Origin of the sequence: Shimwellia pseudoproteus, from assembly GCF_016415625.1 — a bacterium.
In the GTDB taxonomy this organism is placed as follows: domain Bacteria; phylum Pseudomonadota; class Gammaproteobacteria; order Enterobacterales; family Enterobacteriaceae; genus Shimwellia; species Shimwellia pseudoproteus.
Genome location: NZ_WBXP01000068.1, coordinates 1 through 12,417 on the forward strand (window position 1 = coordinate 1; position 12,417 = coordinate 12,417).

The 12,417-nt window shown below is 57.4% G+C and carries 14 protein-coding genes; 10 read left to right on the forward strand and 4 right to left on the reverse strand.

Annotated elements, in window-relative coordinates; genetic code table 11:
* The first annotated feature begins 587 nt into the window (after positions 1-587).
* Positions 588-1,022, forward strand: coding sequence for a universal stress protein (locus F9C28_RS18585; RefSeq protein WP_199016783.1), 435 nt, complete (start codon positions 588-590; stop codon positions 1,020-1,022).
* 41 nt (positions 1,023-1,063) lie between these two features.
* On the opposite strand, the gene F9C28_RS18590 is transcribed toward F9C28_RS18585, so the two are convergent.
* From F9C28_RS18590 to F9C28_RS18605, 4 genes are all read right to left on the reverse strand, one after another.
* Positions 1,064-1,942 carry a metal ABC transporter substrate-binding protein gene (locus F9C28_RS18590; protein WP_199016784.1) on the reverse strand — a complete coding sequence of 293 codons (879 nt, stop codon included), beginning with the start codon at positions 1,940-1,942 and terminating at the stop codon, positions 1,064-1,066.
* A complete protein-coding gene (locus tag F9C28_RS18595) occupies positions 1,939-2,835 on the reverse strand; it encodes a metal ABC transporter permease (protein ID WP_199016785.1) in 897 nt (298 codons plus the stop codon). The genes F9C28_RS18590 and F9C28_RS18595 overlap by 4 nt, the downstream gene beginning before the upstream one ends.
* Entirely contained in the window at positions 2,835-3,521 is a 687-nt protein-coding gene (locus tag F9C28_RS18600; RefSeq protein WP_199016786.1) for a metal ABC transporter ATP-binding protein, read from the reverse strand. Before F9C28_RS18600 ends, F9C28_RS18595 begins: the two co-directional genes overlap by 1 nt.
* Positions 3,522-3,834: 313 nt before the next feature.
* Positions 3,835-4,794, reverse strand: coding sequence for a LysR family transcriptional regulator (locus F9C28_RS18605; RefSeq protein WP_199016787.1), 960 nt, complete (start codon positions 4,792-4,794; stop codon positions 3,835-3,837).
* 382 nt (positions 4,795-5,176) lie between these two features.
* Between F9C28_RS18605 and F9C28_RS18610 the strand changes: the two genes are divergently transcribed.
* The 9 genes from F9C28_RS18610 (at position 5,177) to F9C28_RS18650 (ending at position 12,346) form a co-directional block, all read left to right on the forward strand.
* Positions 5,177-6,709 (forward strand): 4-hydroxyphenylacetate 3-hydroxylase N-terminal domain-containing protein, encoded by a 1,533-nt coding sequence (locus F9C28_RS18610; protein WP_199016788.1) that lies wholly within the window; start codon positions 5,177-5,179, stop codon positions 6,707-6,709.
* A gap of 48 nt (positions 6,710-6,757) precedes the next feature.
* Entirely contained in the window at positions 6,758-7,261 is a 504-nt protein-coding gene (locus F9C28_RS18615) for a flavin reductase family protein (protein ID WP_199016789.1), read from the forward strand.
* A 17-nt stretch (positions 7,262-7,278) separates the two neighbouring features.
* Positions 7,279-8,244: a VOC family protein gene (locus tag F9C28_RS18620; RefSeq protein WP_199016790.1), complete on the forward strand. Its 966-nt coding sequence runs from the start codon at positions 7,279-7,281 to the stop codon at positions 8,242-8,244.
* 27 nt (positions 8,245-8,271) lie between these two features.
* Complete coding sequence (locus F9C28_RS18625; protein ID WP_199016791.1) at positions 8,272-8,706, forward strand: cupin domain-containing protein; 435 nt, start codon at positions 8,272-8,274, stop codon at positions 8,704-8,706.
* Between the two features lie 12 nt (positions 8,707-8,718).
* Complete coding sequence (locus F9C28_RS18630) at positions 8,719-9,609, forward strand: fumarylacetoacetate hydrolase family protein (protein WP_199016792.1); 891 nt, start codon at positions 8,719-8,721, stop codon at positions 9,607-9,609.
* Complete coding sequence (locus F9C28_RS18635; RefSeq protein ID WP_199016793.1) at positions 9,587-9,985, forward strand: RidA family protein; 399 nt, start codon at positions 9,587-9,589, stop codon at positions 9,983-9,985. Before F9C28_RS18630 ends, F9C28_RS18635 begins: the two co-directional genes overlap by 23 nt.
* Before the next feature lie 29 nt (positions 9,986-10,014).
* Positions 10,015-11,547: an aldehyde dehydrogenase family protein gene (locus F9C28_RS18640; RefSeq protein ID WP_199016794.1), complete on the forward strand. Its 1,533-nt coding sequence runs from the start codon at positions 10,015-10,017 to the stop codon at positions 11,545-11,547.
* A gap of 88 nt (positions 11,548-11,635) precedes the next feature.
* The gene (locus F9C28_RS18645) at positions 11,636-11,941 is read left to right on the forward strand and encodes a YciI family protein (RefSeq protein WP_199016795.1); all 306 of its coding nucleotides are present in this window, start codon (positions 11,636-11,638) and stop codon (positions 11,939-11,941) included.
* Positions 11,942-12,094: 153 nt separating this feature from the next.
* A complete protein-coding gene (locus F9C28_RS18650) occupies positions 12,095-12,346 on the forward strand; it encodes a hypothetical protein (RefSeq protein ID WP_199016796.1) in 252 nt (83 codons plus the stop codon).
* Positions 12,347-12,417: the final 71 nt, after the last annotated feature.

Below are 12,417 nucleotides of genomic sequence, written 5' to 3' on the forward strand. Positions count from 1 at the left end.
ATGACGAAAGCAGGTATGCCTGAAAGTGTGCGTATTGCCTGAAAACACAACCCGCTACGGGGGAGACTTACCCGAAATCTGATTTATTCAACAAAGCCATAAAAACTCTCCATTTAAAATTCTCCATTTAAAATAATGCCGCTAAAAATAAAATATAGTTTTTTAATATTTATGATAGTAGTGAACAGGGGTTGACTATTTATTGATCCTGAACAATAAGTAGACAGGTGTTTTATATGAAAATCTAATGGTAACTCAACGTTATTTGTTTTAACTTGTTGATTTTTTTATTTTAAAAAATCAACCATCATCGAGTGGTGACGCTATGATGAAAATAATCAATACCCGTGTATTTATTTACTGTGTGATGATTGCAATATTTACTACGTCAGCCGTAGGGTATATGACGTATAGAATTGTAAGTATGTTAAATCTTTAGTAATGGCGGGTGTGTGGTGCAAGACGCCAATAAAATGCCCCGCCAATAAAAGGTGATGTCAGGAAAAGATTATGTCTGCAACAAGACCGGCCACTGCCCGGTAATAAATGGCTGGCAGAGGATGCGTAAATAAGAGGGAGCTATTGTTATGTATAAGAAAATATTAATGCCGGTGGATATATTTGAAATGGACTTGTCTGATAAGGCCATTGCCCATGCGGATTTTCTGGCCGGTGCAGAAGACGCAACAATTCATATGTTGCATGTCTTCCCGAAAAGCCACCGCGCCGCACTACGAGGGTTTGCGGCGGATGTGAAGCAAAGTGAGGCGTTTATTTCCCGTGATGCCATTCTGAAGATGCAGCGTCTGTCAAAAGGGTTCAAAACGTGCTCCAGCCGGATTTATCACGAGGTTCGCTTTGGCTCAGTGCGGGATGAAGTCAATCGCCTGGCGGAGGCGCTGGAGGCGGATGTGGTGGTTATTGGCTCCCGTTCACCCACGGGGTTTAGCTCACACCTGTTAGGCTCGACCGCAGAAAATGTTATCCGTCATGCCCGGATACCGGTCTTTGTTATTCGCTAACGGGCCTGAATAAGCGCGCCCGCAGGCGCGCCTGGTGAGGATTATTTCATGCTGGCGGCGATGAGCTGCACGTTATGGCGAAACGCCGCCTGATAGGTCGGGGCCGGTCCGCTGGCGTCGCTGAGCGCTTCCGGGTACAGCGTGCCCCCGGGTTGGGCACCGGTGGCGGCGGCAATTTGTTTTACCAGCCGGGGATCGGTCTGGTTTTCCACAAAGTAATAGCGGCTGTGGTGGCGCTTCAGCTGGTTGATCAGCGAGGCAACATCACTGGCGCTGGGCTGCGCCTCGGTAGAGAACCCCACCGGGGCCAGGAAGGTGACCCCATAGGCTTTACCGAAGTAGCCAAAAGCATCGTGGCTGGTCAACACCAGACGGCGGTTTTTCGGTAAGGCGGCAAAGGTGGTTTTTGCCCAGCTATCGAGCTTTTCTAGCTGGGCGATGTACGCCGTACCGCGCTGGCGGAAATCACTGGCGTGCTGAGGATCGGCACTGATCAGCGCCTGCATAATATTGCGGGCGTAGATAGCGCCGTTGTGGGCGCTGTTCCAGGCGTGCGGATCGGTGATGGTTTTACCGTCCTCTTCCATGGACCGGGTTGTTACCCCCTGGGAGGCGACAACAATGGCGTGTTTGTAGCCCGATGCGCTGATCAGGCGGGTGAGCCACCCTTCCAGTCCCAGGCCGCTGGTTATCACCAGATCGGCCTGATTGAGCAACTGGCTGTCCTGGGGGGTGGGTTCAAAGGTATGGGGATCGCCGTTCGGCCCCACCAGGGAGTGGACGACCACGTGATCGCCACCAATCTGCTTCGCCATATCGGCGGTGATGGTAAAACTGGCGACCACCTGTAAAGGCGCGGCGTTGGCTGCGGCGCTGACGGCTGCCAGCAGGAAGATAGCCAGTGAGGCAAATAACTTCATTGTTGTGGTCCTTTTAACGGGGTTGCGGAAGGTGGTGCTGCGGTATAACGCGGGCGGAAGACCCCTTTCTCTTTACCGAACAGCACGGAAATCATAAACAGCAGGCCAGCGACCAGTACGATAGCGGGCCCGGCGGGTACCCCCTGGTACCAGGACCAGGTGAGGCCAAGCAGCGCACTGAAAAATCCCGCCAGCGAGGCGACCAGCAACATACTGGCCAGCCGGTTGGTCCAGCAGCGGGCGACAATGGCCGGCAGCATCATCAGCCCCACGGTCATCAGGGTGCCGAGGATCTGGAAACCGGCCACCAGGTTCATCACCAGCAGGCCAAGGAACAGCCCGTGGATAAGCCCGGGTAGCCGCCGGGACTGCACCGCAAGGAAGGCGGCGTCGAATGCTTCGCTGACCAGCGGGCGGTAAAACAGCGCCAGCAATAACAGCGTTACCCCACTGATGGTGCCAATAAACAGCAGCGCACCGTGGTCCACCGCCAGTAATGAACCAAACAGCAAATTCAGCAGATCAACACTGGAACCGCGCAGGGAGACCAGGGTAACCCCCAGGGCCAGCGAGCCGAGGTAAAACCCGGCAAAACTGGCATCCTCGCGCAGGCGGGTGGCGCTACTGACCCAGCCAGATAACAGTGCCACCAGCAGTCCGGCAATAAATCCCCCCAGCCCCATGGCCAGCAGTGACATGCCGGATAACAGGTAACCGATGGCCACCCCGGGCAGCACCGCGTGGGAGAGGGCATCACCAATCAGGCTCATACGGCGTAATAACAGGAACACCCCCAGCGGCGTCAGGCTCAGGGATAATGCCAGGCAGGCCACCAGCGAGCGGCGCATAAAGCCGAATTGCACGAAGGCATCAATAATATGGGGCAGGCTCATCAGGCGGCTCCCTGGTGCTGAGGGGCAAGGGCGAGGCGGTCCGCCACGTCATTTGTCGGGCCCCAGTGGTGATATTCCTGATGCAGACAGAGGGTCTCCGGGAAGGCGCGCTGTACCATGGCCAGGTTATGCAGCACCACCAGCAGGGTTTTACCCTGGCGATGCAGCTGGCACATCAGCGCCAGCAGCGCCTCGCTGGTCTGGCTATCAATGCCGGTAAAGGGTTCATCCATCAGCAGCAGCGGGGCGTCCTGTACCAGCAGGCGGGCAAACAACATGCGCTGAAACTGCCCGCCGGACAGGGTATCAATGGTGTGTTCGGCCAGTGAGCGGATCCCCACTTGATCCAGCGCCGACATAATCCGCTGCCGGGAGCCGCCCCCCAATCCCCGCCACATGCTGCGCTGGGGCCAGCATCCCATTGCCACCACATCGTGCACGGTTATCGGGAACTGGTGGTCAAGGGCGTGCTGCTGCGGCAGCCAGCCGGTGCAGGCCAGGGGCTGGCGGCGGAGCGTTCCGCTGACGGCGGGTTGTAACCCGGCGAGGGTGCGTAACAGGGTTGATTTACCAGTGCCGTTAGCGCCGATAATCGCCGTCATACTCCCGGCCCGGAAGGTGCCGCTAATGGGCTGGCTAAGGGGATGCCCCTGGTAGCCCGTGACCAGATTCTCCAGAGTTATCATGGTAATTGCAGCGCCCAGCTAATCGCGCCCGCGATCAACGCGCTCAGCGCCAGCACCAGCCAGACGCGATGCAGCGCCGGGCGACAAAACAGGGATGTGAAATGGGGGGATAACATAAGGCTCACGTATTAATTGAATTGTTATAATATAACGTATCAATAATTACCGGGGTTGTGAATCTGCCCCGCGGCAGCACCGCGGTGGTTAAATGAGCATAAATACCGCGTAACGTCCTTTTTTATCCTTAAAAATAATGGCGTTACGCGGAATGTTATAATTGTTATATTGTAACAATTGGATACACTTTTCCCGGCTATGACACCGCCGCCTCGGGGATATTCTCTTCGCCGTCGAAGCGGTTCTTCAGGGTGGCAATAAATAAACGGGCGCTGGGGGAGAGGGTCTGGTCTTTGACATGCAATATACCCACCTGCTGGGTGAGTGCCGGAATTGACACCGGCAGAATAGCCAGCACCCCGAGCCGGGCATAATAGCGGGCCACCGAACCGGGTAAAAAGGCAATCGCCTGGCCGAGTTGTAATATACCCACATTGACCATTGTTGAGACGGACTCAATATAATTGGTCGGTAATGATAAGTGGTGGTAGCGAAATTCCTCTTCAATGGGCTGGCGGGTCAGCGAGCCGTGGGGCGGCAGGATCCACGGGGTGCTTTGCAGCTCATCCCAGGTAATCTGTTGTTTATTTGCCAGCGGATGTTCCACCCCGGTGACCAGCGCCATTTTTTCCTGGTAGATAAAAATAGCGTCGGTTTCGGCGTGGGCGCTCTCCTCCGGTAAAATACCGACAATCAGTTCGATCTCCCCCGATAATAAGCGCGGTTTAAGCACCTCCATGGTGCCCTCCATAATAGCAATGGCCGTATAGGGGGACTGGGTTTTCAGTTGGTCAATGGCCCCGGGTAATATTGCCGCAGCGGCGGCGGGCAGTGCGCCAATTGACACTTTGCCTTCCACCCCGGAAATCAATGCCCGTAATTCATCCCGGGCTTTACCTAATTCGGCGAGGATGCGCCGGGCATAAACCACCAGGCTACTGCCATAAATCGTCGGCTGCATACCGTGAATGGTGCGGTGGAATAATTTTAAGCCAATATTATTTTCCAGCTCTGACAGGGCTTTTGATACCGCGGGCTGGGAAACATGTAAATAATTAGCGACCTTACTGACGTTGCGCAGATCGTCCATCACGACCAGTAGCTGTAACTGGCGCAGTTTTAATTGCGAACGAATAAAACTGTCGAGTGAATTCATATTGTTGCTTTCCCCTATAAATAATCATGATGAATAGCAACCTCTGTCACAGTTTCTTCTTTTGCTGTGTCGTTATGGCCCGACGTGACCTGCAATAACGAACTTGTCAATCCGTAGAGATAGAAACGCAATAAAAACAAGATATTGCCAGTGAGCTTCCACTTGTCAGAGGTAACAAGTTTATAACAACAGGTGTCACATTATTACCGGATGGTTATAAACATCTTTTTAACATTCATTGGACGCTGCTGGCAAATGCCGCCAGTCTGCTTAGCAACCAAGCCGCCCTGTGTTGCCGGATTTTGTGGTCAGAGTCTGTTTTCTGGCGCCGCTGTATTACCGGGAATCAGGCATCTGAACGTTAGCAAGCAGAGGACAGATCATGAACCAGCGCGCTCCGCTGTTGCCGTTTACCGGCGCAGAGTACCTTGACAGTCTTGATGATGGCCGGGAAGTGTGGATTTACGGGGAACGGGTGCAGGGCAGTATTGCCAACCATCCTGCATTTCGTAACTCCGCGCGAATGATTGCCCGTATGTACGATGCCCTGCACGATCCTGCCCGCCAGGATCTGCTCACCACCCCTACCGCCAGTGGGGGCTTTACCCAGCGTTTTTTCCAGGCCGCCCGCAGTGCCGACGATCAAATTGCCTCCCGGGATGCCATTGCCGAGTGGCAGCGCATCTCCTGGGGCTGGATGGGGCGCTCCCCGGACTACAAAGGGGCCTTCCTTGGTACCCTCGGGGCCAACGCCGAGTTTTATAAAGGCTTCGAAGATAACGCCCGCTTCTGGTACCACAAAGCTCAGGAACGTAACTGGTTTATCAACCACGCGGTGATGCACCCGCCGGTCGATCGCGACCGGGCAACGGCGGATGGCTCCGATGTGTTTGTCCATGTCACCAAAGAGACCGACGCCGGGATCTACGTCAGCGGCGCGAAAGTGGTGGCGACCAACTCGGTGCTGACCCACTACACCTTTGTGGCCCATATCGCCCAGGTCCCCATTGCCGATCCCAACTATGCGGCGGTGTTTATGGTGCCGGTAAACGCCCCGGGGTCGAAACTGATCTGCCGGGTGTCCAACGAATACCGGGCCGCGGTACTGGGCTCGCCGTTTGACTATCCGCTCTCGTCCCGGCTGGATGAGAACGACGCCATCCTGGTGCTGGACAACGTGTTTATCCCCTGGGAAGACGTGTTTATGCACGGCTCCGTGGAGCAGGCCAATAAATTTAACGTCGGCTCCGGGTTCCTGGAGCGCGCCTCGCTCCACGGCTGTACCCGCTTTGCGGTGAAGATGGACTTCCTGCTGGGCCTGCTGTCGAAGGGGCTGGATATTACCGGCTCGAAAGTGTTCCATGGGGTGCAGTCCAAACTCGGTGAAATCGTCGCCTGGCGTAACACCTTCTGGGCGCTGTCGGATGCCATGTGCCACAGTACCGTGGAGTGGAATGACATGGTGCGCCCGAACCCGCACTTCGCCGGGGCTTACCGGGTCATGAACCAGATGGCGATGCCGACGGTGAAAAACATCATCGAGCAGGTGCTGGGAAGTGCCCTGGTATACCTCAACAGCCACGTTTCTGACTTCCTCAACCCGGAAGTGAAGCCCTACCTCGACAAATACCTGCGCGGCACCGGCGGCATTGATGCCGAACAGCGGGTGAAAACCATGAAGCTGATGTGGGATGCCATTGGCAGTGAGTTTGGCAGCCGCCATGAGCTGTATGAAATCAACTATATCGGCAGTAACGACGTTACCCGCCTGACCAATCTGTGGACTGCCCAGGGAACCGGGGTGATGGATCAGTGCCGCAACCTGGTGGACAGCTGCATGAATGAGTATGACCTCCACGGCTGGACCGTGCCGGACCTGATTAACCCGGATGATGTCAGCATTTTGCGTAAATAACCCTATGTCAGTCACGGGGCCTCTGGCCCCTGTTATGAGGATAACCCGATGAGCGATCTGATAATCGACCATCAGCAGGCGCTGGAGCCCGCTATCGACAGCCGCCAGTTCCGTAACACCCTCGGGCAGTTTGCCACCGGCGTGATTGTTATCGCCACCGAGCATCAGGGGGAGATCCACGGCATGACCGCCAACGCGTTTATGTCCGGATCGATGTCGCCGCCGCTGATTATTGTCTCGGTAGATAAGCGGGCGCGGATGCATGCGCTGTTGCAGGCCACCGGGCGTTACAGCGTCAGCATGCTGGCGGATACCCAGGCCCACCTGAGCCGGCACTTTGCCGGGCAGCCCCAGACCGACAAACCGGTCAACTTTATTGATTATCACGGCCAGCCGGTGCTGGAAGGGGCCCTGGCCTGGCTGACCACCGGGGTGCATCACCAGTACGATTGCGGCGATCACACCCTCTTTGTGGGCAGGGTTCAGTCACTGGGCCAGCGCACCGGGTGCGGTGCTCTGGGGTTCCACCGCGGTGAGTACACCGCGCTGTAAGGCATAAGGAGTCAATAATGGAAACCTATCACGATCGGGAAAATAGCCCGTCCTGCGCCCGGGCGGTCTCACTGGCTTATGTGGTGTTTCAGGTCACCGATCTGGCCCCGATGGCCGATTTTATGGCGGATTTCGGTTTACAGCCGGTGGAGTCCCTGGCGGCGGACACGCTGCTGTTACGGGGGACCGGCGATAACCCGGTGATTCATATCTCCCGGCTGGGCCGTGACAACCGTTTTCTTGGCCTCGGGCTGAATGTCGCCAGCGCCGGTGATTTGCACTTTTTGGCCCGCCAGCCGGGGGCTTCGGCCATTGAGCCTAACCCGCTGCCCGGCGGGGGCCAGCAGGTGCGCCTGCGTACCCCGGACGGGGTGGAAATCACCGCCCTGTATGGGGTGCAGCCCGCCGCCCCGGTGGCGGTGCGCGACAGCCATCTGTTTAACAACGCCTCGGAGAAGCCCCGGGTGAATGCCTCGATCCGCGCCCGGGCGGAGATTGCGCCGGTGATTGGCCTCGGGCATTGCGTGCTGCGGGTCAGCGACTGCCCCGAGAGCGCCGCCTGGTTCAGCCACACCTTTGGTATGGCGGTTTCCGACTATATCAGCACCCCGGAAATGCGGCCGATTGGGGCGTTTATGCGCTTTGATCGCGGTGAAACCCTGGTGGATCACCACGCGCTGCTGATTAACGAATCGCGTAAGACCGGGCTGCACCACTGTGGTTTCGAAGTGCAGGATCTGGATGCGGTGTACGTCGGCCATGAGCACCTGGTCAGCAAGGGCTACCGGCTGGAGTGTGGCGTTGGCCGCCACTTACTGGGCAGCCAGATTTATGACTACTGGCTGGATCCGTACGGCAACCGGGTGGAGCACTACACCGACGGGGATGTGGTCAACCACCACCACCAGGTGACCCATTTCACCGGCAGCGGCGAGGATACCACCCAGTGGGGGATGAAAGTTCCCGCATCGTTTTTCTCTTAACGTCTTACTTTACATAAGGTTACCGCGATGGACAGTAAAAACATACATATCAATACCCCGGTGGGTGAAGTGCTGGTGCGCCCGGAAGATCTCGACCCGGAAAAATGGCTGCTGTTTGAGAAGACCGGCCTGCGCCAGTACATGCTGTGGGTGCATCCGGAAACCGGGGCCAGTGTGGCTTTACTGGATTTCCCGGCCGGGTCCGGGGTGCCGGAGCGCCATCGCCATGCCTCTAACCAGTTTATGTACTGCCTGGAAGGGGAGTATTGCTACTTCGGCGGCGAGTCCGACATTACCCTGCGCCCGGGGGACTTCTATATGAACCCGAAAGGCGCGTTTCACGGGCCAACCCGGGCCAATAGCCGCTGCCTGTTGCTGGAGGTGTATGACGGGGCCCACTACTACGAAAAACCGGAATACCACAGCGATGACACCATCGGCAAAGTGGTCAGTGAAGCCTAACCGGAGCGCGTCATGAAACTGGTTAACTTTTATTACGCCGGCCGCCAGCGCTATGGGGTGGTTGAGGGGGACCGGGTTATCGATCCCGGGTTAACCCCGCGCTATCCGGACCTCAAAAGCCTGCTGGCCGCCGGTGACGACGGGAAAGTGGCGCTGCAGGCGGCCCTTGCCCGGGGGGGAGACCCCTTCCCGCTGGCCGATATCCGCTTTCTGCCGGTGATTGATAACCCGGGGAAGATTATCTGTGTCGGCCATAACTATGAAGCCCACCGCCTGGAAACCCGGGGGGAGAAAACCAGCCACCCGACGCTGTTTTTGCGCACGGCCACCTCCCAGACCGGCCATAACGGCGCGCTAGTTTGTCCGGCGGTGTCCGATAAGTTTGATTTTGAAGGGGAGATAGCCCTGATTATCGGGCGCCAGGGGCGGCATATCCCGGCAGCGCAGGCCATGGAACATGTGGCGGGCTATGCCTGCTACAACGATGCCTCGGTGCGGGACTGGCAGAGCCATACCCCCCAGTGGACCCCGGGGAAAAATTTTGATGCCACCGGGAGCTTTGGCCCGTGGATGGTTACCCGGGATGCGATTGCCGATGACGCGGTGCTCACCCTGGTGACCCGCCTCAATGGGGCCGAGGTACAGCGCACCACCACGGAACATTTGATCCGGCCTTTCCCGGCGCTGATTGCTTATATCTCGGCATTTACCACCCTGATGCCCGGCGATGTGATTGTCACCGGCACCCCGGGGGGGATTGGCGCCAGGCGGACACCGCCGCTGTTTATGGGCCCGGGGGATGTGGTGGAGGTTGACATCACCCACATTGGACGGCTGCGTAATACCGTCGCCGCAGAAGAGACACAGAAGGATGACCAGCATGAAAAAACAGCGTGTTTATAGCCCGGACGTGACCGAACCCGCCGCCGGGTTATGGTCCAACGCTCTGCGGGTGGGGCCGCAATTGTTTATCTCCGGCCTGACGGCCCGGGGGAAAAATCTTGATGAGATAACCGGCGATGATGAGTACCAGCAGGCCATGGCGGTATTTAGCAAAATTCAGCATCTGGTGCAGGCGGCCGGGGGCGAGATGAACGACATCGTGAAAATGACCATCTACGTGACCCGCATTCAGCACAATACCGCAGTGTGGCAGGCGCGGCGCGAGTTTTTCAGTGGTGATTTCCCGGCCTGCACCCTGGTGGAAGTGAGCGCCCTTGCCCGGCCCGATATTCTGCTGGAGATCGAAGCCACCGCCTTTATTGGCTGTGCCGCCTGAGCCGAGCCCCGATAACAGAGGAAGACAGCATGATTAATAAAGCAAGCGCATTTGCCGCCCTGGGGCTGCAAGAGATTAACCCCGGCGCGTGGTGCAGTGACAGCGGGTGGGGGGCGCCAGACAACGCCCGCGCCTTTGACGCCATCAACCCGGCTACCGAACAGGTCGAAGCCCGGGTGACCGGCGCCAGTGCTGCGGAGTATCAGGCGGTGATTGCTTGTGCCCAGCGCGCCGCCCTGCGCTGGCGTGAGGTCCCGGCCCCCCGGCGCGGGGAGATGATCCTGCGTATTGGCCAGCTGGTCGCGGAAAATATGGACGCGCTGGCGCAAATTGTCGCCCTGGATACCGGCAAATCCCTGATGGAGAGCAAAGGGGAGCTGAAAGAAGTGGTGGATATGGCCACCCTGGCGGCGGGCCAGTCGCGCATGCTCTACGGCTATACCCAACAGTCCCAGCGCGCCCAGCACCGGATGTACGATCAGTGGCTCCCGCTGGGGGTGGTGGGGATTATCTCGGCCTATAACTTCCCGGCGGCGGTCTGGGCGCAAAACGGTTTTCTGGCGGCCATTGGCGGCAATAGCGTTATCTGGAAGCCGAGCCCGAAAGTGCCGCTCACGGCCATCGCCATGCAGCGCCTGGCCTGCCAGGCAATGGAAGAGTTTGGCCAGCCGGGGGTATTTTCACTGTTTATTCCGGCGGATAACGCGGTGGCTGAACTGCTGGTGGCAGACACCCGGGTGGCGATGATTTCGTTTACCGGATCGTCCGGGGTGGGCAAGCGGGTGGCGAGCATTGTCGGCAGTACCCTGGGCCGCCGCTATATGCTGGAGTGTTCCGGCAATAACGGCTGCATTGTGGATGAAACGGCGGATCTGGAAATGGCCGCCGCCGCCCTGGCATTTGGTGCCGTGGGCACCACCGGCCAGCGCTGTACCAGCACCCGGCGGGTGTTTGTCCAGCGTAGCGTGCGCGAACGGCTGGTGGATTTGCTCTGCCAGGCCTGGTCCCAGGTAAAAGTCGGGAACCCGGCGGACCCGCAAACCCTGGTGGGGCCGCTGGTCGACGCGGCGGCGGTGGATGACTTCGCCACGGCAATCGATCAGGCCTGTCAGTTGGGCGGTCGGGTGGCCTTTGGCGGTAAACGGATGCCGGGCAACGGGTACTTTGTGGAGCCGACCCTGATTGTCGATGCCCAGAACCACTGGCCCTGTGTCCAGCAAGAGACCTTCGCACCGCTGCTGTATGTTATTGAGTACGACACGCTGGATGAGGCCATTGCCATGCATAACGGGGTCGTCCAGGGGCTGGCCTCCGGGATCCACAGTACCAGCCTGGGGAATATTGAGCGCTTTCTGTCTGCGTCCGGCAGCGACTGCGGTATTGCCCGGGTCAATATGGGCACCACCGGCGCCGATGTCGGGGCCGCGTTTGGCGGTGAGAAAGAGACCGGGGGTGGGCGCACCGCAGGATCGGACGCCTGGAAAGGCTATATGCGCCGCCAGAGTGTCTGTGTTAACTGGGGGAAAGAGACCGCATGGGGCAGCAAATTTACCTTCAATTAAGGCGGTGCTTTGCGCGTATCGCTCTGCGCTATGCCACCGATCTCAACTGTGACAGTTATTTACCCCGTAACGGGGCGGAGGAGTGACCATGCTATTTGTGGTGTTTAATGTCGATAGGCCTGACGGCGCCGCGGAAATCCGGGCCCGGGAGCGCCCGGCACATCTGGCCTTTATGAAATCCCTCGGGGAGTCGGTCCAGGCCGGGGGGCCGCTATTCAGTGACGATGCCAGCCAGGCATTTGGCGGTATGTATATTCTCGAGGCCCAGAGCCGTGAACAGGCGGCGGCCATTGCCAGCCAGGACCCGTATGCCAAAGCGAATTTATTTATTCGCCAGTATATTCAGCCATGGAAATGGAACACTCGCCGCCCGGAATATGTCCCGGTCTGGTAATAATAATTAATGTGGCAAAGGGATTTGCCTTTCGGCTATTTATTTCTGTCAGCGCCAGTGAATTATTGGGTTCAGTATCTGTATTTTCTCCATTCTTGTTTAATGATTAATTTCTTGATTGCTTAAATCATATTTATTTCATTCGAGGGTTTTATGAATAATTCAGATGCAGCACATAATCTGGCCCGCCGGGCGGAAGATCATGCGCTGGTAAGCGTACCGCTGGCAGAAAGAAAGAGTGGTTATCAATTATCGATGAGCACCATCGGTATTGCCACGGCACTGGCTATTTTTGCCATTGGCGGTTTTACGGTAATACTGGCCGGATTTAAAATGGGCCTGCTGGCCGGGATTATTTCCGCCATTCTGGGGTTTGTCTTAGGGAAGGTGCGAACAAGTTCCTGATATGAGATCATCATATTCATCCGGAGCGCATCCCAGAGGGACATCATGAGCCATCAACTCACCTTCGCCGA

What these genes read in the sequence shown, in the direction of transcription:
- F9C28_RS18650 (WP_199016796.1), top strand. Translation starts at nt 12,095, where the DNA reads ATGAATAATTCAGATGCAGCACATAATCTGGCCCGCCGGGCGGAAGAT.
- F9C28_RS18645 (WP_199016795.1), top strand. Translation starts at nt 11,636, where the DNA reads ATGCTATTTGTGGTGTTTAATGTCGATAGGCCTGACGGCGCCGCGGAA.
- F9C28_RS18625 (WP_199016791.1), top strand. Translation starts at nt 8,272, where the DNA reads ATGGACAGTAAAAACATACATATCAATACCCCGGTGGGTGAAGTGCTG.
- F9C28_RS18610 (WP_199016788.1), top strand. Translation starts at nt 5,177, where the DNA reads ATGAACCAGCGCGCTCCGCTGTTGCCGTTTACCGGCGCAGAGTACCTT.
- F9C28_RS18590 (WP_199016784.1), bottom strand. Translation starts at nt 1,942, where the DNA reads ATGAAGTTATTTGCCTCACTGGCTATCTTCCTGCTGGCAGCCGTCAGC.
- F9C28_RS18640 (WP_199016794.1), top strand. Translation starts at nt 10,015, where the DNA reads ATGATTAATAAAGCAAGCGCATTTGCCGCCCTGGGGCTGCAAGAGATT.
- F9C28_RS18635 (WP_199016793.1), top strand. Translation starts at nt 9,587, where the DNA reads ATGAAAAAACAGCGTGTTTATAGCCCGGACGTGACCGAACCCGCCGCC.
- F9C28_RS18620 (WP_199016790.1), top strand. Translation starts at nt 7,279, where the DNA reads ATGGAAACCTATCACGATCGGGAAAATAGCCCGTCCTGCGCCCGGGCG.
- F9C28_RS18605 (WP_199016787.1), bottom strand. Translation starts at nt 4,794, where the DNA reads ATGAATTCACTCGACAGTTTTATTCGTTCGCAATTAAAACTGCGCCAG.
- F9C28_RS18595 (WP_199016785.1), bottom strand. Translation starts at nt 2,835, where the DNA reads ATGAGCCTGCCCCATATTATTGATGCCTTCGTGCAATTCGGCTTTATG.
- F9C28_RS18615 (WP_199016789.1), top strand. Translation starts at nt 6,758, where the DNA reads ATGAGCGATCTGATAATCGACCATCAGCAGGCGCTGGAGCCCGCTATC.
- F9C28_RS18600 (WP_199016786.1), bottom strand. Translation starts at nt 3,521, where the DNA reads ATGATAACTCTGGAGAATCTGGTCACGGGCTACCAGGGGCATCCCCTT.
- F9C28_RS18630 (WP_199016792.1), top strand. Translation starts at nt 8,719, where the DNA reads ATGAAACTGGTTAACTTTTATTACGCCGGCCGCCAGCGCTATGGGGTG.
- F9C28_RS18585 (WP_199016783.1), top strand. Translation starts at nt 588, where the DNA reads ATGTATAAGAAAATATTAATGCCGGTGGATATATTTGAAATGGACTTG.